Annotated in this window: 16 protein-coding genes and 1 pseudogene; 5 read left to right on the forward strand and 12 right to left on the reverse strand. The window is 72.8% G+C overall.

The window, feature by feature from the left end; genetic code table 11:
* Window positions 1-11: 11 nt before the first annotated feature.
* The 6 genes from DFJ66_RS03275 to DFJ66_RS03300 all read right to left on the reverse strand — a co-directional run bounded on the left by DFJ66_RS03275 (window position 12) and on the right by DFJ66_RS03300 (window position 6,879).
* Window positions 12-551, reverse strand: a complete 540-nt coding sequence (locus DFJ66_RS03275; protein ID WP_121217780.1) for a hypothetical protein — start codon at window positions 549-551, stop codon at window positions 12-14.
* A gap of 18 nt (window positions 552-569) precedes the next feature.
* A complete protein-coding gene (locus DFJ66_RS03280) occupies window positions 570-1,742 on the reverse strand; it encodes a sugar efflux transporter (RefSeq protein WP_121217782.1) in 1,173 nt (390 codons plus the stop codon).
* Window positions 1,743-1,836: 94 nt separating this feature from the next.
* Window positions 1,837-3,420, reverse strand: a complete 1,584-nt coding sequence (locus tag DFJ66_RS03285; protein WP_121217785.1) for a methyltransferase — start codon at window positions 3,418-3,420, stop codon at window positions 1,837-1,839.
* Between the two features lie 51 nt (window positions 3,421-3,471).
* Window positions 3,472-4,857 carry an acyl-CoA reductase gene (locus DFJ66_RS03290; protein WP_121217787.1) on the reverse strand — a complete coding sequence of 462 codons (1,386 nt, stop codon included), beginning with the start codon at window positions 4,855-4,857 and terminating at the stop codon, window positions 3,472-3,474.
* A 1-nt stretch (window position 4,858) separates the two neighbouring features.
* Complete coding sequence (locus DFJ66_RS03295) at window positions 4,859-5,923, reverse strand: acyl-CoA reductase (RefSeq protein WP_121217789.1); 1,065 nt, start codon at window positions 5,921-5,923, stop codon at window positions 4,859-4,861.
* Window positions 5,924-6,120: 197 nt separating this feature from the next.
* Window positions 6,121-6,879: a VOC family protein gene (locus DFJ66_RS03300; protein ID WP_121217791.1), complete on the reverse strand. Its 759-nt coding sequence runs from the start codon at window positions 6,877-6,879 to the stop codon at window positions 6,121-6,123.
* Window positions 6,880-7,055: 176 nt separating this feature from the next.
* On the opposite strand from DFJ66_RS03300, the gene DFJ66_RS03305 reads away from it, so the two are divergent.
* Together DFJ66_RS03305 and DFJ66_RS03310 are read left to right on the forward strand one after the other, a co-directional pair.
* Window positions 7,056-8,003 carry an ATP-binding cassette domain-containing protein gene (locus DFJ66_RS03305; protein WP_121217793.1) on the forward strand — a complete coding sequence of 316 codons (948 nt, stop codon included), beginning with the start codon at window positions 7,056-7,058 and terminating at the stop codon, window positions 8,001-8,003.
* Complete coding sequence (locus DFJ66_RS03310; protein ID WP_121217795.1) at window positions 8,000-8,806, forward strand: ABC transporter permease; 807 nt, start codon at window positions 8,000-8,002, stop codon at window positions 8,804-8,806. The genes DFJ66_RS03305 and DFJ66_RS03310 overlap by 4 nt, the downstream gene beginning before the upstream one ends.
* A gap of 730 nt (window positions 8,807-9,536) precedes the next feature.
* Here DFJ66_RS03310 and DFJ66_RS03315 read toward each other — a convergent pair.
* On the reverse strand, window positions 9,537-12,608 hold the full coding sequence (locus tag DFJ66_RS03315; RefSeq protein ID WP_170199108.1) for an AfsR/SARP family transcriptional regulator: 3,072 nt from the start codon (window positions 12,606-12,608) through the stop codon (window positions 9,537-9,539).
* Between the two features lie 400 nt (window positions 12,609-13,008).
* Here DFJ66_RS03315 and DFJ66_RS43955 point away from each other — a divergent pair, with 400 nt between their 5' ends.
* Together DFJ66_RS43955 and DFJ66_RS03330 are read left to right on the forward strand one after the other, a co-directional pair.
* On the forward strand, window positions 13,009-15,039 hold the full coding sequence (locus DFJ66_RS43955; RefSeq protein ID WP_246029557.1) for a cyclic nucleotide-binding domain-containing protein: 2,031 nt from the start codon (window positions 13,009-13,011) through the stop codon (window positions 15,037-15,039).
* An 82-nt stretch (window positions 15,040-15,121) separates the two neighbouring features.
* On the forward strand, window positions 15,122-16,003 hold the full coding sequence (locus DFJ66_RS03330; protein ID WP_121217801.1) for a sigma-70 family RNA polymerase sigma factor: 882 nt from the start codon (window positions 15,122-15,124) through the stop codon (window positions 16,001-16,003).
* Here the strand turns inward: DFJ66_RS03330 and DFJ66_RS03335 are convergent.
* The 3 genes from DFJ66_RS03335 to DFJ66_RS42430 all read right to left on the reverse strand — a co-directional run bounded on the left by DFJ66_RS03335 (window position 15,990) and on the right by DFJ66_RS42430 (window position 17,934).
* Complete coding sequence (locus DFJ66_RS03335; protein WP_246029558.1) at window positions 15,990-17,201, reverse strand: FAD-binding protein; 1,212 nt, start codon at window positions 17,199-17,201, stop codon at window positions 15,990-15,992. The two genes, DFJ66_RS03330 and DFJ66_RS03335, sit on opposite strands and share 14 nt — an antisense overlap.
* A 146-nt stretch (window positions 17,202-17,347) precedes the next feature.
* A complete protein-coding gene (locus tag DFJ66_RS03340; protein ID WP_121230594.1) occupies window positions 17,348-17,794 on the reverse strand; it encodes a DUF6098 family protein in 447 nt (148 codons plus the stop codon).
* On the reverse strand, window positions 17,794-17,934 hold the full coding sequence (locus tag DFJ66_RS42430) for a hypothetical protein (RefSeq protein WP_170199110.1): 141 nt from the start codon (window positions 17,932-17,934) through the stop codon (window positions 17,794-17,796). Before DFJ66_RS42430 ends, DFJ66_RS03340 begins: the two co-directional genes overlap by 1 nt.
* Before the next feature lie 60 nt (window positions 17,935-17,994).
* Between DFJ66_RS42430 and DFJ66_RS03345 the strand changes: the two genes are divergently transcribed.
* Window positions 17,995-19,473, forward strand: coding sequence for an FAD-dependent oxidoreductase (locus tag DFJ66_RS03345; protein ID WP_147459157.1), 1,479 nt, complete (start codon window positions 17,995-17,997; stop codon window positions 19,471-19,473).
* Window positions 19,474-19,516: 43 nt separating this feature from the next.
* Here DFJ66_RS03345 and DFJ66_RS45400 read toward each other — a convergent pair.
* Window positions 19,517-20,009 (reverse strand): annotated as a pseudogene (locus tag DFJ66_RS45400) (transposase family protein); the annotation flags it as partial.
* Between the two features lie 62 nt (window positions 20,010-20,071).
* On the reverse strand, window positions 20,072-20,416 hold the full coding sequence (locus tag DFJ66_RS03355; protein ID WP_121217807.1) for a DoxX family protein: 345 nt from the start codon (window positions 20,414-20,416) through the stop codon (window positions 20,072-20,074).
* Window positions 20,417-20,516 lie beyond the last annotated feature (100 nt).

A 20,516-nucleotide genomic window follows, 5' to 3' on the forward strand; every position in this document is an offset into this window, starting at 1 on the left:
AGGCGGACTGCTCAGCGGTTTTCACGCCACCGGATGTACTCCTCCACCGTCCGCACGCCTCCGTCCAGCACGGCCTCGTACAGCTCCAGGCTCCGGTACTCCGGGAAGTCGTGCTTGATGCGCAGGATCGCCGTCCTGGTCTCGTCGGTCAGCCTCGGCGGGAAGGCGACGGCGTGGTGCAGGTCCGGCTGACGGGTGGGGTCGTCGACGAACCAGAGGTCCAGGTTCCACTCCTGGCCGTACTTCACGCCCAGGTAGAGGCCGTCCGGGTAGTTCGGGTCGGTGTTCCAGTGGCCGGTGTCGTCGCGGATCTGGACCACTCGCACGTTCTCGTGGGCTGCCAGCTGGGCACCCAGAGCGGCCACCGGGGGCATCGCGAGCTCACGCACCACCACCGTGATGTCGATGTCCCGCTTCACCATCAGTCCCAGAGCCGCGCTGCCCACCCTGAACGGCTCCCCCAGGACCGCCAGGTGGGTCATCAGGCCCAGGGAGTCCAGGACCTCGTCGGCTTCCGCCCGCAACTCGTCCTGGCGCGTCAGCAGGTCCAACGTCCGTCCCCCCGGAAGTCAACGGCGGCGGGCCGCCAGCAGGAACACCAAGCCCACGACCGACATCGTCAGGCCGATCGCGTAGGCGCTGCGGTAGCCGAAGAAGGCCGACAGCGCCAGCAGCGGGCCGGCGAGCATGCCGCTGAGCTTCATGGTGTTGGTGTACAGGGTCGTAGCGTAGCCGGGGCGGTCCGGGGCGATGTCCTGGAAGTACGAGATGCCCACGCCCATGACGGCGGAGATGACGGTGGCGTGCAGGAGTTGCGCGGCCATGACCTGCCAGGTCGCCGAGGTCATCAGCATGACCGTGTAGTAGGCGAGGGCGACCGCGCCGCCGGTCAGGACCAGCTTGCGGAGGTCGATCCGCATGCCGAGGGCGCCGAAGCCGAGCATGAGCGGGATCTCCAGGGCCGCGCACAGGCCCAGGACCAGGCCGGCGTCGGACGTGGAGCCGTGCAGGACATCGGTGATGTAAAGGGGCATCGCGGTCACGCCGACGGAGGTCGCGCCCTGGAGCATGGTGAAGGCCATGGCGGCGAAGATGATCTCGCGGCGCGGACCGGTCTTGTCGAGCTTGCCGCGGGGGGACTCGACCAGGCCCGGCTCGGGCAGCAGGAACGCGGTGACGCCGGCGCCGAGCAGGCAGATGACGGCGGCGGAGCCGAACAGGCCGGTGAACCCGCTGACGTCGATCAGCAGGGCCGCCAGCGGCGGGCCGCCCACCCAGGACACCGACATCATGGTCCGCAACGTGCTGATCGCCAGCGGCGCGCGGGTGGAGCTGCTGCGTTCCAGGACCTGGCGGGCGTAGGCGAACAACTGCGGCATCAGGGCGGACGCGACCGAGAGCAGGGCGATCGACACGGCCAGCAGCAGCCAGTAGTTGCGCAGCACGGCGAACAGGCCGTACCCCACCCCGCCGGCCACCGAGGCGGTGACCATGATGTTCCGGCGCACCGCCCGAGCGTCCGAGAGGCGGCCGATGAGGGTGCTGACCACCAGCGACGACAGTGCCCCGGACAGCAGGAACGCGCCGGTCGCGAACGGGCTCGCGCCCAGTTCCTTCACCAGGAACAACGACAGGAACGGGAACGCCAGCGCGTAGCCCACGCCGCTGAGCAGGCTCACCACCAGCAACGGCACGAACGGCCCCGATCGGATCCGCACCACCGGTTCGCTCACCACTGCCATGATCCGATCCTCGCCGCGCACCCGCACGGCGAGGAAACGGAATTCCGTGATGTGGGACGGTGAGAGCGGTCACACGCCCACACCGTGAGAGCGGTTACACGGCGGTGGCGACCAGGACCGCCATGTCCAGCGGGAGCGGGCGGATCTCGTCCAGGTGGAAGCCGTTGGCCGCCAGCAACGCCCGGTACTCGGTCGGCGTGCGCTCCCGGCCGTGGACGTTGTTCACCATCATGTGCACGTCCCACGCCAACGGCAGTTCCTCCAGGTGGGTCTCCGGAACCGGCCGCTCGACCACCACCAGCGTCGCGCCCGGCGCGGCGGCGGCGCGGATGCCGGACAGGATGGTCGTGCACCGCTCGTCGTCCCAGTCGTGCAGGATGCGGGAGAGCAGGTACACCGCGCCGCCGGAGGGCACCGGGTCCCGGAAGAAGTCGCCCGGTGCCAGGGAAACCCGGTCCGCGCAGCCGAACCGGGACAGCACGGCCCGCGCGGAGTCCATGACGTGCGGCCGGTCGAACAGGACACCGCGCAGACCCGGCGCGCCCGTCAGCACGTACCCGAGCAGGTGGCCGTCCCCGCCGGCGACGTCCACCACGACCCCCTCGGCGGGCAGGTCCAGCACGGTCGGCACGATCTTGAGGAAGCTCGTCCCGGCCGCCATCGCGCTCTCGAACAGCCGCGCGTCCGCCGGGTGCGCGGCGAAGTGGTCGAACGGGTCCGCCCCGAACACCTCGGTGAACGCCGACTCCCCGGTCCGCACGGTGTGCTCCAACGCCCCGAACGACCGGTAGAACAGCCCGCCGTACAGCCGCGCGAGGTCCCGCTGCGAGCCCTCGACGTCGCCGCGCAGCAACGACCCCGTCGCGGTGAGCGCCCAGCCGTCGCGGGTCGGCGCGAACACCCCCAGCGCCGCCAGGTACCGCAGCACCCGCCCGAGGTTGTCCGCCCGCACGCCGGTCGTCCGGGCCAGGTCGGCGGTCGTGCGCGGCCCGTCGGCCAGCAGGTCCGGCACGCCGAGCTCCGCCACCACCGCCAGCGACCGCGTCCGCCAAGCCCCGCTCATCAACGTCAGCAGGTCGCGCCGAGCCTGGTCCGGACGACCGAGGTGCCTGCGCAGCAACGTTTCCCGGTGCCCCGGCACGGTCAGCTCCATGCGCCGCGCACCCCGCAGGTACAGCACGGTCACGTCTTCGTGCTTGTTGTACCCGCCGCCGTCGGGCATGAGACCGGCGTCGGCCAGGTGCTCGTACAGGCCGCGCAACACCACCTCGTCGTCGGTCGAGGCCCGGAACGCCAGGTGCTCCTCGTCGCCGGGCACGTCCGGGAAGTCGCCGCACAGCACGAACAGCTCCAGTTCGCGCGGCCCGCCGCCGACCACGGCGTGCACGATCCGCACGTCGAGGTCTTCCCGGCCTAAACGCTGCGCCAGCCGGTCGCGCACCACGACGCTGGGCACCGGGTCGCGCGGACGCACCCCGAGTCGCACCAGCTCGGCCACGGCCGCGTCGACGTCCGGCGCGACGACCAGCAGGGCGCCGTGCACGAACTCCAAGTGCCGCACCAGGTCCAGCCCCGGCAGGACGGCGTCCAGCGCCTCCCGGGTTCCGGTGGTGCGGACGTACTCGACGGCTTCGGCGACGCGGCGGACGTCCCGCTCGCGCAGACCCGAAAAAGACATGGGTGTCCCCTTCCCCCAGTGCGATGTCCCCAGCGCCGAACGGCCCCGCGCTCAGGCTACGGCGGTTCCGTCCTCCTGTGGCGGCCAGTTCTCGGCGTCGCACCACCGGACCAGACCGGCGATGCGCGGCTGCCCGTCGTGCCGCCATTCCATGCCGGCCCGACTCATCTCCCCCGGTGCCGCGATCCGGCTGGCGCCCAGGAGGGCCAGTTCTTCGGCGGTGCGCCGGAACTCCTCCCCCACCGCGCCGAGGCCGACGTTCTGCAAGTGCCGAGCGTACGGGCGCATGACGTCGACGGCGGTGGCCAGGTCGGGCACGGCGACGATCCGCGCGACCCGGTTGCCCGACCCGCTCAGCGGCAGCAGGGTGTCGTCCAGCACGACCGTCCACTCCAGACCGTCCGCCGCCCACACCTCGCCGGACGCGGTGCTCGCCGCCCGCCACTCGGCGATGATCCGGCGGTGCTGCAACGCGGTCGCGTCCTCGTCGCCGACCGTCCCGGGTGGACAGTCCAGCGCCGCTCGCCGCATCGCGTCGGCCACGTGCTCGGCGACCGCCCGCGCGCACCGCCGGTCCACCAGGTACACCTGGGGCGACAGGCAGGCGTGCTGGTCGAAGTCGCTGCAGTCGGCGGCGATCCGCCGCGCCACCTCGGCGGGTCCGTGCAAGCGCGTGTAGGCCTCGCTGACGATCCCGAACGACAGCTTGTGGCCGTGCTCCTCGTAGAGCTGGTGCGGCCGGACCTTGGCCCGGATCGCCGCGCACGCCGAGTCGCTGCCGTAGGCGATGACGGCGTCCGCCTCGGCCAGCGCGGCGGTCAGGGTGGTCTCGTCCGACCGGCTCCAGTAGGTGGCCAGGACGGCGTCGGCCAGCACCGGCTCCACCTCGTGCAGCGACCGCACGAAGGCCGCGACGAAGTTCGGTTCCTTGGCGGGGATCTTCGCGATCAGCGCGGACTTGACCAGCAGCGCCCGCACCAGCGAACGCGCCGGCAGGCCGGGGACGTTGCCGGAGAACACCGCCAGCGTCACCCGCGGGCCGATCGCCCGCGTGCCGCCCCGGAACCCGTCGAGCACCTCGGGATCGCCCAGTTCCCGTTCCAGCGCGGCCATGAGCGACCCGGTGCGCAGGTTGCCCACTTCGGCGTCCAACGCCCGGTCCACGGTCTCGGCGGACATGCCCGTGACCTTCACGGCGTCCTCGACCGCCTTGCGGCGCAACGGGAAGTCCCGCTTGGCCCACCGCTCGGCCACCACGTCCACCGCTTCGACGATCCGCCGCACGGGCAGCTCCCGCAGCCGTTCGTGCGCCCGCCGCAGCCCTTCCCCGGCCACCGCCCAGTCCACCGGGCGCACGCCGGGCCACTCGTCGGCCCCGGAGGTCAGCGTGAAGGACTCGGTCTCGCCCGCCCACGCGGGCACCCACGACACGGCCATGTCACTCGCCTCCCGTCAGCTCGTCCAGCGACAGCGAGCAGCCCCGGCTGGTGCTGCCGGCGATGCGGCCCGCGATCGCCACGCCGCCGGGGTGGGCGATGCCGACGTCCCCGGTCAGCAGCACGTGCGGCCGGTCGAGCAGGGACAGGTCGGTGATCTCCAGCAGACCTTGTCCCTCCTGGACGAACTCGCGCGTGCGGGGGTCGCGCACGCGCGGTCCGCCGAAGTGCCGCCACGCCTTGGGCCGCTCCCCCAGCGGACCGACCGGCACGTCCGAGCTGTCGTAGAGCTGGTTGGCCAGCTCGGTCATGCCGAAGATGTTGCCGAACCGCTCGATCCCGAACACCCGCCGCACGGACTCGCGCAGGTCGTCCACCCGCATCACCCGCGAGCGGCCCTTGAACCCGCCGCCGTCGAACATCCGCGACCCGGGCGGCAACTCCCACCGGCGGCCTTCGGCTTCCAGGCGGTCGCAGACGTTGACGTAGGCGAAGCTCGCGCCGACCATCACCACCGGCACCTCGTCGGCGACGGCCCGGTCGAGCGTGCGGGCCAGCAGGTCGTAGTCCACTCCGTCCGCGCCGATGACCGACGCGCTGTAGTCCGGATCGCCGCATTCCTCCCGGATGCGGGCCATGTCGAAGGCGATCGCCATGTCCGGCGCGGCTTCCTCGGTGGGCGCGAACACGACCACCGCGGGTTTCACCGGGTCGGGGACGAGGTCGCGGCGGGCGTTGGCCCGGACCGCGATGCCCTTGAGCGTCAACCCCAACCGCGTGTACCGGACGCGCCCGCGCACGGCTCCGGTCGTGCCGCTGGTGCGGAACTCGCGCACCGCGGGCTCGTCGGGGAACAGGTGCGGCCCGCCGTCCTTGTAGGCCTCGGCGGGGATCCCGACGCCGGTGCCGACCTGCTTCCAGTAGCGCGCCACGTCCGGCGAGTTGGCCACCGCCAGCTCGATGAGCTGCTCGTGCAACGCGTCCGGGTCGCCCTGCCGGTCGGTGGCCAGCAGCGCCAACTGCTCGAACAGGCGGTGGACGTGCGGGTCGTCATGGGCAACGGTCATCGACTGCCTCCATGCTCGGTCGACGGCACCCCCGACGTGGAAAGTCGGGTGGAAGGTGTGACACAACCCCAGATCAGGTGGTCTTCCCACCTGGTGTGCCATCCCGGCCGGGCAGCGACTCGGGCACGCTAGCAACGTGGGCGCGCGGCGAACAAGCGCCGTCGCTCGATCGCACTACCCCTGCTTTTGCGGAGATCTCAAGCGGAACTGGTGATCACCGCGAACCGTGCGCCGAACGGGTCAGCCAGCCACGCCATCCGACCCACGCCCTCGTAATCGGTCGGCGGCATCACGACCGTGCCGCCCTGTGAAGTGCTGTCCGCCACGGCTCGATCCGCGTCCAGGACTTCGAAGTAGGGCAGCCAGTGCGGCGAGTGGCCTTCCTGCAACTGGGCCACCCCGCCGAACGACGAGCCCTCGTCCCCGCCGGCCGGCGTGAACACCGTGTAGTGCCCACCGGCCATCGGCATGTCCGTGGCGTCCCACCCCAGCACGGCCCGGTAGAACGCGCGGGCGGTGTCCGGTTCGGGGCTGTGCAGCTCGGTCCACGCCAGCGACCCGGGCTCGGTGACCAGCTCCAGCCCGGCGTTCGCACCCGGCTGGAACGCGGCGAACTCCGCGCCGCCCGGGTCGGTCAGCTGCACCAGCCGCCCGCCTCCGGGCACGTCGACCGGTTCCAGCCGGACGTGGCCGCCGGCTTCGCGGGTCGCCCGGGCGGTGCTGGTCACGTCGGGGCTGTGGAAGTAGATCGTCCACGCCGAGGACGCGCCCTCGTCCAGCGTGCCGACCGCGCCGACCGTCTTGCCTTCGTACAGGAACACCGCGTACCCGCCGGGGCCGAAGCTCCTGGTCTCCCAGCCGAACACCCCGGTGTAGAACGCGGCCGTGCGGTCGGGGTCCGGACTGCCGATGTCCAGCCAGTTGGGGGTGCCGGGCGCGGGGTTCGTGGTGAGCACGGTGCACCTGCCGGTGGTGTGGTGTCCGGGGCGGCCCCACGCTAGCGCCGCCCGGCCGAGCCGGCATCCGGAGCAAGGCGTGCCAGGCGGCTGACACGTCCTGACACGCGTCTGCCTGCTCCATGACATGTCGGGCGTGTTCCCTGCTGCTCGAACAACCGAGGAGGGGACATCCCATGAGTTACGCCTTCGAGGCGGAAGGCCTGGTCAAGCGGTACGGCAAGACCACCGCGCTGGCCGGCGTCGACCTCGCCGCCCGACCGGGCACGGTGCTGGGGGTGCTGGGGCCCAACGGCGCCGGCAAGACCACGGCCGTGCGCATCCTGGCCACCCTGCTGCGCCCGGACGGCGGCCGGGCCGCGGTCGGTGGGTTCGACGTGGTCAAGCACCCGTCGCGGGTGCGCCGCCTGATCGGCCTGACCGGCCAGTACGCGTCGGTGGACGAGGACCTGACCGGCACGCAGAACCTGGTGCTGATCGGGCAGCTGCTCAACCTGCGCACCGCCGAGGCCAAGGCCCGCGCCGCCGAGCTGCTCGCCGACTTCGACCTGACCGACGCGGCGAACCGACCCGCCAAGACCTACTCCGGCGGCATGCGGCGGCGACTGGACCTCGCCGCGAGCCTGGTCGGCCGGCCCGACGTGATCTACCTGGACGAGCCCACCACCGGCCTGGACCCGGCCAAGCGCGACGACATCTGGAACGTCGTGCGCGGCCTGGTCGCCGACGGCGCGACCGTCCTGCTCACCACGCAGTACCTGGAGGAAGCCGACGCCCTGGCCGACGAGATCTCCGTCATCGACCACGGCCGGGTGATCGCCCACGGCACGCCCGCGCAGCTGAAGAACGTCGTCGGCGGCCAGACGATCCTGGTCCGCCCGGCCGACCCCGACCGGCTCTCCGACGCCGCCGCCGTGCTGGCCGCCGTGTCCGGGCACCAGCCGGAGTCGCCCAGCCGGGGCGTGGTGACCGTGCCCGTGGACGGGGACGCGGCGTTCACCGAGGTGGTGAAGCGGCTGGACGTGCTGGGCATCGGGGTGACCGAGCTGTCGCTGCGGCTGCCCAGCCTGGACGAGGTCTTCTTCACCCTGACCGGCAAGCACACCGAGGAGGAGGCGGCATGAGCACCGTCCTGGAGCGACCGGTGGTCTCCGAGACCGCCGCACGACCGTTCGCGCTGGTCCGGCACAGCCTGGCGTTGGCGCGGCGCAGCCTGATCAAGACGTTGCGGACGCCCGAGCAACTGCTGGACGTGACGTTGCAGCCGGTGATCTTCCTGGTGGTGTTCGTCTACCTGCTCGGTGGCGCGGTGGCCGGGTCCACCCAGGACTACCTGCAGGTGCTGCTGCCGGCGATCATGGTGCAGACGACCATGTTCGGCGGCATGGCCACCGGGGTGAACCTGAACACCGACATCCGCAAGGGCGTCTTCGACCGGTTCCGCAGCCTGCCGATCGGCCGGTCCGCGCCGCTGGTCGGGTCGGTGCTGGGCGACCTGATCCGGTACGTGGTGGCGGTGGTGTCGCTGCTGGTGTTCGGGTCGATCATGGGCTTCGAGTTCGGCACCGGGTTCGTGCCGACGTTGCTCGGGTGCTTGTTGGTGGTGCTGTTCGCGTTCAGCGTGAGCTGGGCGTTCGTGCTGGTGGGGATGCTGGTGCGGGAGCCGGGGGCGGTGCAGGGCATCGCGTTCGTGGCGCTGTTCCCGTTGACGTTCGGCACGAACATGATGGCGCCGACCTCGACCCTGCCGTCGTGGCTGCGGTCGTGGGTGGAGGTCAACCCGGTGACGCACGTGATGGACGCGGCACGCGGCTTGATGATCGGCGGCCCGGCGGCCGGGGCAGTCGCATGGACCCTGGCGTGGTCGGCGGTCTTCGTAGTGGTCTTCGCACCGCTCGCAGTCCGCGCCTACCGCCGCCGAGCCTGACGGGGCGACAGCGCCTAGCGCCCCTAGCGCTGCCGAGCGGGCAGTCCACCGGAAGGACACAACTCAACTTGGGCTTCTTGCTTTTGTCATCTCCGTATGGCCTGCCCGAAGGGCTACCGCATTTTCCAGGGGTTGCAGCCGAAAGTTTTGCGAGGAACGAGCAAAAGTTTTAGCGGCAACCCCTGGAAAATGTGGTAGGCTCCGCCAGGCCATACGGAGATGGCAAAAGCAAGAAGCCCCCGCCGTTGCAGTTGAGTCATCTTTGGTGGCCTGCCCGCCGGCGAGGCGCTTTTCGCTTTTAAGCGCTTTGAACCGGACGCTTCGCTCTCAAGCCGGACGCGCTTCGCGCTGGTACGCGCTGCGCGCTTGCAAGATCAAAAGATCACAAGCGGCGCTCGCCGCGCGGCAGGCCGCCAGCGGGGGGTGAAGGGCGTCGGTTCCCCCGCCGTATGGCCTGGCGGAGCCAACCACATTTTGGGCCGGGTGCCGCTAAAACTTTTTGCTCGTTCCTCGCAAAAACTTTCGGCTGCACCCGACCCAAAATGTGGTAGCCCTTCGGGCAGGCCATACGGCGGGGGAACCGAGGCCCTCCACCTGTGGTTGGGACCACCACACGAAAGCGCGCTGCGCGCGCCCCGCAAGCCGCGCTTTGCGCGTTGGAAAGGGTGTTGCGCGTGTTGGAAAGGGTGTTGCGCGCGTTGGGGAGCGCGGAGCCGGCGGGCCTACGAGTCTACGGCCGTCGAGGTTGAACCCGGGCTATGGCTTCGTCGCGGGTCAGGGTGCGGCCCGCGGCGTAGGCCAGGTCGTGGGCGGAGGGGCCGATGTCTGCGTTCAGTTGGGTGGTCAGGCGGGAGATTTCCGGGTTGGCTGCGTCGGGGGCGCCGCGGAGTTGAGCCGCCACACCGAGGAGTTCGGCAGCGGCTGCCGGGTCGCCCTGCTGGGCGTGGGCGGCGGCCACGACTACCGCCACCTTTGCCAGTACGGGCATGTCCGACACCGACAGCGCCTCCTGCGCGGCCTCGGCCACCAGGTCGTCGGCCGGCTCGCCGCGCGCTACCGCCAGGTGTGCTCGTGAGCACAGCACCAGTGCGCGGAACTGGGGTGCGATCCGGGGTACGTCGTCGGCCGCCGCCTCGGCCATCTCGTACTGCCTTGCCGCCTCGACGAGGTCGCCTTCCCATCGGGCCAGGTCGCCGAGCAGTACCCGGGCCATCGTGATCGCCCTCGCCGCCCACGGTTGTCCCGTCTCCCGGGTCAGGCGCTCGCCCTCCGCACGTGCCGCCGCGAAGTCGCCCAGTTGGACTCGGGCGTACGCGAGCAGCAGGCGTTCGTGGGCGGTGTCGTCGTCGGGGTCCAGTTCGCGGGTCAGGGCGATCGACTCCTCCAGGACCTCCACCGCCCGCTCGGCGTCGCCGAACACCAGGTGTGCGTCCGCGGCGGCGGCCAGGGCCTGGCTCAGGCCGAAGCGGTCGCCGACCTCGCGGAAGGCCTTGATGGCGATCTCGGTGTCGTCGCGTGCGCCGACCATGTCGCCGACGTTCTCGCGCACCGCGCCGCGCATCAGCCACAGCACGGCCCTGGTCCACGGTTCGGCCCCGTCCAGGCGGGCGTCGATCGCGCCCAGCGCCCAGTCCGTGCGGTCGGACAGCACGGCGAGCAGGGGTTCCAGCAGGTACAGGATCGGGTGGTCCGATGAAGCCTTCTCGGCCAACGCGCGCAGCCGGGCGGTGTGCTCCTCCACCGTGCGGAACCCGTTGGACACGGCGTCGTTGATCAGCAGGAACGCGGTGACCACGTGCCGGGCCACCGGCGGGGCCCCGCCGGGCACGTCCAGCGCCAGTCGGAACCAGCCCACGGACTCCGCGCGGTTGCCGCGGATGGTCCAGAACATGCTCATCGCGGCGGCGATCCGGACCGCCGTGTCGGCGTCGCCGCGGTCGGCGGCGAAGTGCAGGGCGGCCAGCACGTTGTCGCGCTCGGCCTCCAGGCGCGTGATCCACGTCAGCTGGTCGGCGGAGCGCAGGTGTGGTTCGGCGGTCTCGGCGAGGTCGCGGAAGTAGCGGGCGTGGTCGGCGCGGGCGGCGGCGGCGCGGCCGGTTTCGGCGAGGCGTTCCAGGCCGTACTCGCGGATGGTCTCCAGCATCCGGTGGCGGCCGTCGGTCGGCGGGGTCAGCAGCGACTTGTCGACCAGGGCCGCGAGCAGGTCCACCGCGTCCGGTCCGACCAGGGCCTCGGCCGCCTCCAGGTCCACCCCGGCCGGGAACACGGCCAGCCGCTCGGCGAAGTCCCGCTCGGCCGGGGTCAGCAGGTCCCAGCTCCACGCCACGACCGCGCGCAGCGTCTGGTGGCGGGGCAGCGCGGTGCGGCTGCCGCCGGTGAGCAGGCGGAACCGGTCGTCCAGGCGGGCGGCCAGCTGCGCCGGGGTCATCGTGCGCAGGCGGGCGGCGGCCAGTTCGATGGCCAGTGGCAGGCCGTCGAGGCGGCGGCAGATCACGGCCAGCTCGTCGGGGTCGGCGGTGAACCCGGGGCGCACGGCGGTGGCGCGGTCGGCGAGCAGGCGCACGGCGGTGTCGGCGTCCAGCGGCGGGACGGGCACGATCGCCTCGCCGAACACGCCCAGCGGCTCGCGGCTGGTGGCCAGCACGCGCAGCGCCGGGCAGCGGCCCAGCAGCTCGTCGGCCAGGCGGGCGGCGGCGTCCACGACGTGCTCGCAGTTGTCCAGCACCAGGACGGTCGCGGCGCGGGACAGGGTCTCGACCAGGCGGCCCATCGTGTCCAGGCGCGGCGCGGTCCGGTCGACGGTGCGCTGGTCGCGCAGGCCCAGCGCGGCCAGCACGGCGGTGGGCACGTCCGCCGGGTCGGTGACCGGGGCCAGTTCCACCAGCCACGCGCCCTCGGGCAGGCCGGCCGCGGCGGTGGTCGCCAGGCGGGTCTTGCCCGCGCCGCCGGGGCCGACCAGGGTGACCAGCCGGTGGCGGCCGAGCAGGTCGGCGACCCGGGCCAGGTCGTCGGCGCGGCCCAGGAAGCTGGTCAGCGGGGTGCGCAGGTTGCCCGCGCGGGTGGCCCTGGGCGGTTCGGCGCGCAGGACCTCGCGGTGGGCGGCCTGGAGTTCGGGGCCGGGGTCCGCGCCGAGGTCCTCGGCGAGCCGGCGGCGGACCTCCTCGTAGGCGGCCAGCGCCTCGGCGGGGCGGCCGGCGTGGAACAGGGCGCGCAGCAGCAGGGCCTGGAGGCGTTCGCGCAGCGGGTGGCGGGCGGCCAGGTCGGTCAGCTCGGCGACCAGGTGGCGAGCGTGCCCGCAGGCCAGGTCGGCTTCGGCGACGTCCTCGACGGCGGCCAGCCGCGCCTCGTCCAGCCCGGCGACGTAGCCGACGGCGAACGGGGCGCCCGCCACGTCGGCCAGCGCGGGACCGCGCCACAGGCCGAGGGCTTCGCGGCCCACCGCGCGGGCGGTGTCGTGGTCGCCGGCGGTCAGGGCGCGGCGGGCGTCGCGGGCCAGGCGGTCGAAGCGGTGGGCGTCCACGGCGTCGGGCTCGACGTCCAGGCGGTAGCCGCCGTGCGCGGAGCGCAGCGCGTCCGGGTCGGGCAGGGCGCGGCGCAGCCGGGACACCAGCGACCGGACGGCGCCCACCTCGTCGGCGGGCCGGTCGTCGGGCCACAGGGCGTCGGCCAGCTCCTCGACGGTGACCACCCGGCCCGCGCCCAGGGCCAGCCGCACCAGCAGCGCCCGCACGCGCGTGCCGCCGATCTCGACGGCCGCGCCGCCGGCCGTGACCGCCAGCGGCCCCAACACCCCCACCCGCATGGCGCAACTGTGCCACGTCGGTCGCGCGGCACGGCGGTCGCCGTCCCGACCGCGTCGGCACGCACAGTTGCCACCGCATTTGGCCGCGTCCGTGCGCCACGAGAAACCGGGAGCAATTCTGGGAGCGCTCCCAGTGCATTCCGTGACATTTTCGCGGTAACGGCGAATGCGTTGCCACCCAGCTGGAAGAACGCGAGGTCTCCGCACTTTTGCGGTGGGGGTTGACGGTCCGGCCATTCCTACCATAACGATGTCACCGGTCGGGCTAACGCGGCCCCGCACATCGCGATATCCGCCCTGTGGGGAACGATTCCACGCCGGCAGTACGAGTCGACCCCCCATGCCCCCCAGAAGTGCACACAGTGCAAGAAGTGCAAACCACAGCCACCTGGAGTGCCGGATGAACAGCCGAGTGGTCGAACTCGAATCCGTCCTGTCGCGCACGACGCCCGACCGCCACCAGGCCCAGCACCTGGCGGTCGAACTGGCCGACACCCTCGACGCCACCACCGCCCGGCGGCACCTCGACCGCCTGCTGCGCTGCGTGACCGCGTTGACCCGGATCGGTTCGACCGAGGCGGGCGAGGAACTCCTGGACGCGATGCTCGACCTGGTCGAGCCCGGCAGCGACGCGGCGTCGAAGGTGCGCGACCAGCGCGACCTGGTCGCCGTCGCCCGCGGCCGGACCGACACCGCCGGACCCGACGTCCCGATCCCCCACCCCGCCGCCCCGATCACCACCGCCGCCAACGGAGTCCCGATCACCACCGCACCGATCCCCCGCCGCCCGGATTCCCCCACCGCCCAGCGCCCGATCGCGCCTTCTCCCCGGACCGCGCCGCAACCGACCGCACGCCGCCACGACCCGGCGGCCGGCGGCACCGCCCAGCCCTACACCCGCGCCGCCGACACCGGAAGAACCACCGCGCCCCCGACCCAGCCCTTCCCCCGCACCGCCGCCCGACACCCCGTCGGCCACGGCACGGCGGGTCTCGCGGCGATCGGCGTGGTCCCCTCCTCGGGCACCCCGGACGTCCTGTCCACCCCCGCCGGGGCGCTGCCGCTGCTGGAGGCGGAGTTCAAGCGCGCGACCGCCGCGTTCGGCGCGGACGACGCCCGGACCATCGGGGCGCTGGTCAACCTGCGGTCCTCCCGCTTCCAGGACGCCCGCGACCGCGGCAACGTCGAGGACGCCATGATCGCCGTGGACGACCTGCGCGAAGCCACCGACCGGGCGGTCACCGCGCTCGGCCCGCACCACCCCAAGTCCCTGGTCGCCCGCTCCAACCTGGCCTCGGCGGAGTTCGAGCTGGCCCGCGTGCGCCGCGCGGTGGGCCAGACCCAGCTCGCGCTGCCCGCGCTGCGCGCCGCCGCCGACACCTCCTTCGCCCGCCTGGGCCCGGACGACCCGCACACCCTGGTCGCCCAGTCGAACCTGGCCGCCGCCGAGCTGGAGGTCGCCCGCGTCGAGGGCGCCCACACCCAGGCCCGCCGCGCGCTGGACACCATCCGCACCGCCGCCGCCCGGGCCGCCTCGGTGCACGGCGCGGACCACCCCGCGTCCCGGCTGATCGCCCACCAGCTGCGCGCCTGCGAGACCCACACCCTCGACCTGGGCACGAGCCTGGAGGACGTCCACGTGCCCGTCGACGAGGCCGCCCGGCTGCTCAGCCGCACCCGCCCGGCGATCCCGCTGACCCGCAGCCCGGTGCCGCACCGCGTGTCCGCGCCCTACGGCCCGGTCAACACCGACCCGCAGTGGCCCGCGGCCAGCCTGCTGGGCCGGCTGCGCGACCACACCCGGCAGGAGCTGCTGACCATCGGCACGGTCGTGCGCTACGCGGGCGAACGGGAGCTGATCGAGCAGGACGCCCGGGACACCCACGCGTTCCTGCTGCTGGACGGCATGGTGAAGGTGCAGGTCACCGACGAGGCCGGGGACACCGCCGTGCTCGCGGTCCGGGTCGCGGGCGACCTGGTCGGCGAGATGGCCGCTCTGGACCACAAGCCCCGCTCGGCGACCGTCGTAACCTGCGGCGACGTCGTGGCCAAGCTGATCACCAGCGCGGAGCTGACGGCGTTCATGCACCGCCACAACGACATGTTCGTGGAGCTGATCGGGGTCATCGACGACCAGCTGCGGTGGGCCAACAAGCGCCGCCGGGACTTCCTGTCCCACTCCGCCGCCGAGCGGGTCGCGCGGGTGCTGGCCGAGCTGGTCGGCTCCTACGGCCGCGAGGAGCGCGGCGGCTGGACGCTGGGCATCCCGCTGACCAAGGTCGAGCTGGCCTCCATCGCGGGCATGAAGCCGCGCACCGCGGAGAAGGCGTTCAGCGACCTGCGCAAGGCCGGGGTGGTGATCAGCCACTACCGCCGGGACGTGCTCGTCCCCGACCTGGACCACCTGCGCAGGTTCGCCCGGATGGCGTGATCTGATCACCCCGGTCACACCCCGGCGGCGGCATCCGTCAGGGAGGTGACGGGCACAACGTGATCGGAAGGACGTCTCGACCGTGGACGACACCACATTCCTGGCGCAGCGCTTCGACGCCGACCGGGGCCACCTGCGCGCGGTGGCCTACCGGATGCTGGGTTCGATGAGCGAGGCCGAGGACGCCGTGCAGGAGGCGTGGCTGCGGTTGCAGCGGTCGGACGCGTCCGAGATCGGCAACCTGGGCGGCTGGCTGACCACGGTGGTGAGCCGGGTGTGCCTGGACATGCTGCGCTCGCGCACGTCCCGCCGCGAGGACCCGCTGGAGGAGTTCGGGCCCGAGCCCGCCACCGACGACGACCCGGAGCACGAGGCCGTGGTCGCCGACTCGGTGGGGTTGGCGCTGCTGGTGGTGCTGGAGACGCTGACGCCGGCGGAGCGGCTGGCGTTCGTGCTGCACGACCTGTTCGGGGTGGCGTTCGAGGAGATCGCGCCGATCGTCGGGCGCACCCCGACCGCCGCGCGCCAGCTCGCGAGCCGGGCGCGGCGGCGGGTGCGCACGGGCGCGCCGGTGCCCGACGACCTGACCCGCCAGCGCGAGGTGGTGGGCGCGTTCATGGCCGCCGCGCGCGATGGCGACTTCGACGCGCTGCTGGCCGTGCTGGACCCCGACGTGGTGCTGCGGGTCGACTTCGGCGCGCTCAAGCCCGAGCGGCCGGCCGTCCTGCACGGCGCGGAGGCGGTGGCGCGCCAGGCGATCATGTTCAGCTCGATCGAGCGCCAGGGCCGTCAGGTGCTGGTCGACGGCGGCCTGGCGGTGCTGTCCGCGGAGAACGGCGTGCCGAAGTCGCTGCTGGGCATGACGGTGTCGGGCGGCCGGATCGTGGCGATCCACATCGTGGCCGACCCGGACAAGGTGCGCGACCTGGAGCTGACCGAGTTGGAGGAGGTCACCGAGGGCTGAGCCAGGCGTCCAGGGCGGCGTTGCCGAACGTGCCGGTCGGGTCGAGGGACTCGCGCAGGCGGGCGAAGCGGGGCAGCCCGGGGTACGCGCCGGGGTGGGTGGACAGCTTGCCCCAGTGCGCCCTGGGCCGCCACGGCGCCAGGGCGGCCTCGATGCGGGCCAGCTCGGCGCGCACGGCGGCGTCGTCCTGGCGCCAGGTGAAGTGCAGGGCGACGCTGTCGCGCTCGTGGGTGGGGCTGAGCCACTGGCGGTCGGCGGCGATGGTCCGGATCTCGGAGGTCAGCAGCAAGTCGCCCAGGCGCAGGTCGTCGATCGCGGTCAGCGCGTGGCTGGCGTGCTCGCGGGCCACGAAGTACTCGGACTGGAGCTCCCGGCCCACGCTGGGGGTGAAGTCGGCGCGGAAGTGCGGGAGCCGCTCGTGCCACGGTCCGGGTTCGCCCAGCTGGGCGGTGCAGTGGTGGGCGGGCTGGCCCGGCACCGGGTGCAGCGGGGTGGTGGCGTCGTGGCCGCCGGTGAAGGACAGGTCGGCGGGCGCGTCGCCGGTGCGCCGCTTGACCCAGATCCGGGCGGTGCCGTCCCAGGTGGTGAACGCGCTGACGCTGTAGGCGGCGGAGAACACGTCGTCGAACCGCTCGACCAGCACGTCCAGCGGCACGTCGGCGACCACCCGCTGCTCGACGTCGAAGGTCGGCACCACGGCCAGCTCCAGCGCCACGACCACGCCGAGCGCGCCGAGGGACACCACCACGCCGTCGAAGTCGGCGTCCCCGCGGCGGTAGGTGACCAGGTCGCCGGCCGCGGTCACCAGGTCCACCGAGCGCACCAGGTCGGCCAGCGTGCCGACGCCGTCACCGGAGCCGTGGGTGCCGGTCGCGACCGCGCCGGCGATCGTGACGTGCGGCAACGACGGCATGGCGGGCAGCGCGACCCCCTTGGCGTGCAGCCGCTCGGCCAGGCCCGCCAGCCGGGTGCCGCCGCCGACGCGCACGGTGTCGCCGGTGAGCTCGAAGACCTCCGGCAGCGCGTCCAGGCGGATCAGGGTGCCGGTGGTGTCGGCGACGCGGCTGAACGAGTGGCCCGCGCCCAGCACGTGGGCCCGGGTGCCGGAGGACACCAGTCGGCGCAGGTCGTCGACGGAGGTCGGGGATTCGACGCGGTCGGCGGTGAAGGTGAAGCTGCCCGCCCAGTTCGTGGTCACCCGCCGGATTCTGCCCGGACCCCGGTCGGGTGGTCACCTGCCGGACCCCCGGCCGGTCCCCGGGCCGGCGGTCACCTGCCGGATCCCCGGCCGGTCCCGGGCCGGCGGTCACCTGCCGGGTCCCCGGCCAGACCTCGGCCCGGCGGTCACCTGCCCGACCCGCCCTCGCCCTCCCGGTCCAGCGGACCCCACTCCCGCGCGTGCGCGGCGACCAGGTCCTCGCACTCGGCCAGGGCGTCCTCGCCGATCCACGCCAGCGGCTCCCGGCACTCCACCAGCGGCTCGTTGTCCGGGCCGCGCCCGGCCTCCTTGCCGATCAGCACCCACGGCCGCACGCCCGGCCCCCGCTTGTGGGCGAGGTGGCGGTAGTCGTGCAGGCGGCGGGCCACCCACAGCCGCAGCGACCGGTCGCCCCACCACGGTTCGACGGCCAGCGGGTTGGCCGAGAGGCCGGGCAGGCGCACGCCGGTCAGCCCGTCGCGGCTGCTGCGGCCCTCGTCCGCGTCCGGCCCCTTCGACCAGCGCACGAACAGGTGGTCACCGTGCTCCTCCAGGACGGCGACCACCTCGTCCAACGTGGCCAGCGTGCGCATCACTCGGGCTCCATACCGCCCGCGTCGCCGGGCACGGACTCGTCGGGCTCGGTGTTGGGCTGGTTGGCCTGCTCGTCGGCGACGGTCGGCCGGGTGTGCTCCTCGGCGAAGTCCGGTTCCTCCGGCTCGGGTGTGGTCATGGCGCTGGGATATCCCGTGGCCGGCGGTTCGAACCCGACGACCACGGGTACGCGGTGACCATGGCGCATGACACGGTGACGGCCCGCCACTCGCTGTGGGCGCAGGACCTGGACGGGTTCCCTCCAGCGGGTGACGGGCACTTCGACGTGGTGGTGATCGGCGGCGGGATCACCGGCGTGACGACCGCGCTGCGGCTGAAGGAGGCGGGCGTGTCGGTGGCCGTGGTCGAGGCCGGTCACGTGGGTGGCGGGGTGAGCGGCAACAACACCGCCAAGGTGACGGCCCTGCAGTCCACGGTGTACTCGACCATCGCCGACAAGCACGGCCTGTCCGCCGCCGCCGACTACGCCGCCGCCAGTGCCGCGGGTGTGGCGGAGGTGGCCCGCCGGGCGGTGGACTGCGACCTGCGGCGCGCGCCCGCCTACACGTTCGCGCTGAGCCCGGACGAGCTGCCCACTGTGGACCACGAGGCGCTGACCGCGTCCCGGGCCGGGCTGCCGGTGGACCGCGACCGGGGCGAGGGCATGGGGGTGCCGTTCGAGGTCTTCGGGGCGGTGCGGCTGGACGACCAGCTCGCGCTGCACCCGGTGAAGTACGTGACCGGTCTGGCGCGGCGCATCCCCGGTGACGGGAGCGCGGTGTACGCGCACAGCCGGGTGACGCGGGTGGACGAGGGTTCACCGTGCCGGGTGGTCACGGCGACGGGGACGCTGACCGCGGACCGGGTGGTGGTGGCGACGCACTACCCGTTCCTGGACCGCGGGCTGTACTTCTCGCGGCTGGAGCCGAACCGGTCCTACTGCGTGGCCGTGCGGCTGAAGTCCGGTGCGCCGCCCACCGGGATGGCGATCAGCGCCGGGAGTCCTTCGTGGTCGTTGTCGGCCTATGGGGAGCTGCTGATCGTGTGTGGACGTTCGCACACCACCGGTGACGCGCCCGGTGATCCCTACGGGGAGCTGGAGGCGTTCGCGCGGCGGCATTGGGACGTCGAGTCGGTGACCCACCGGTGGTCGGCGCAAGACCCCTCGGCGTATGACAAGCTGCCGATGATCGGGTCTTACACGCCGGGTTCGTCGCGCCTTTACGTGGCCACCGGGTTCATGAAGTGGGGGCTGTCGACCGGGACGTTCGCGGCGATGATCCTGTCCGACCTGGTGCTGGGTCGGGACAACCCGTGGGCGGAGCGCTTCTCGCCGCACCGCATGTCGTGGGGGTCGCTGCCGTCGCTGGTGAGCATCAACGCGCGGGCGGCGACGAGCTTCGTCGGGGACCGGCTGAAGACCTCCGACACCCGGTCGGTGCGGGACGTGCCGGTCGGGACCGCGCGGGTGGTCGGGGACACCGGGGTGTACCGGGACGAGGCCGGGGACGTGCACGCGGTGTCGCTGCGGTGCACGCACCTGGGGTGCCGGGTGCGGTTCAACGACGCCGAACGGACTTGGGACTGCCCGTGCCACGGGTCGCGCTTCGACGTGGACGGCGAGGTGCTGGAGGGGCCTGCCACGAAGCCGTTGGAGCGGCGTGACAGGCCCGAGTAGTGCCTGGACGAGCAATGCGCAACTCGGTTAGTGGTCGTAGACGGACGTCGCAGAGGGCCATGAGCACCTGCCGGTCGTCGATCTTCGGGTCGGCCAACGCCCACGCGACCGGCAATCCGGCGGGGGTGCGCACCACATACAGCCGCAGACCCCAGAACCAGCGGGAGTGTGAGCGGCAGTAGCCGTACTTGGCCCACCCGGCCAACTCCGAGCGTTTCACGGTGGGCCGAGACCGGGGTGGAGGTGTCGGCGGCCATCCCGCGCGCGACCTGCTTGACCAGCGGTAAGGCGGCGCGCAGGCGGCGGTTGTAGCCGGACTGGCCGGCAGGTACCCCGAACGCGCCGGGCATCCGGGCGGGCAGGAACCACAACCAGCGGGCCTCGGGGGTGAACCCCAGCAGGGCTTGGGCCACCGCGAGGGTGACCAGCTCCGAGTCGGTCAGCTTCGGTGGCCTGCCCATCCGACGCCTACCCGCGAGGCGGTCGTCGATCTTGACGTGGAGTGCGGTGAGAAGGGTGTTCAGGTCTGTCGTCACAAACGGATCTTGAACACCCTTCGCCCGTCTCCGGGCCGCGCCCCCACTTGCGTATCACTCGTCTAGCTGCCCAGTTGCAGCACCAGCGTCGCGGCGGCCGGGGCCAGGTACAGCAGCGGGAACACGGTGGTCTTGTACGAGCGTGCCCGGATGGTCGTGGCCGCTGCCCCGAGGAAGTACAGGATGAGCCCCGCGGCCGCCGCGACCCCGACCACCGGGACGAACAGGCCCACGACCAGCCCGAGGGCCCCGGCCGACTTGGCCAGTGCCAGCCAGTTCCACCACGACCGGGGCACCCCGTACTGCTCCAGCGGCTCCACGACGAACTGCTGCCGGGAGAACAGCGAGTAGCCGGAGAAGCCGATCCAGAGCGCGGCGACGACGGCGACGATGTGGTAGGCGGTCATCGGGTCGATCCTTTCTGCGTGCGTGACCGGCGCGGCGGTCCGGCCGGCGAAGCGGCGTCCAGCGGCGCCTCCACCAGCTTGATCCCCGCGGCACCGTCGA

Source organism: Saccharothrix variisporea (assembly GCF_003634995.1).
Classification (GTDB): Bacteria; Actinomycetota; Actinomycetes; order Mycobacteriales; family Pseudonocardiaceae; genus Actinosynnema; species Actinosynnema variisporeum.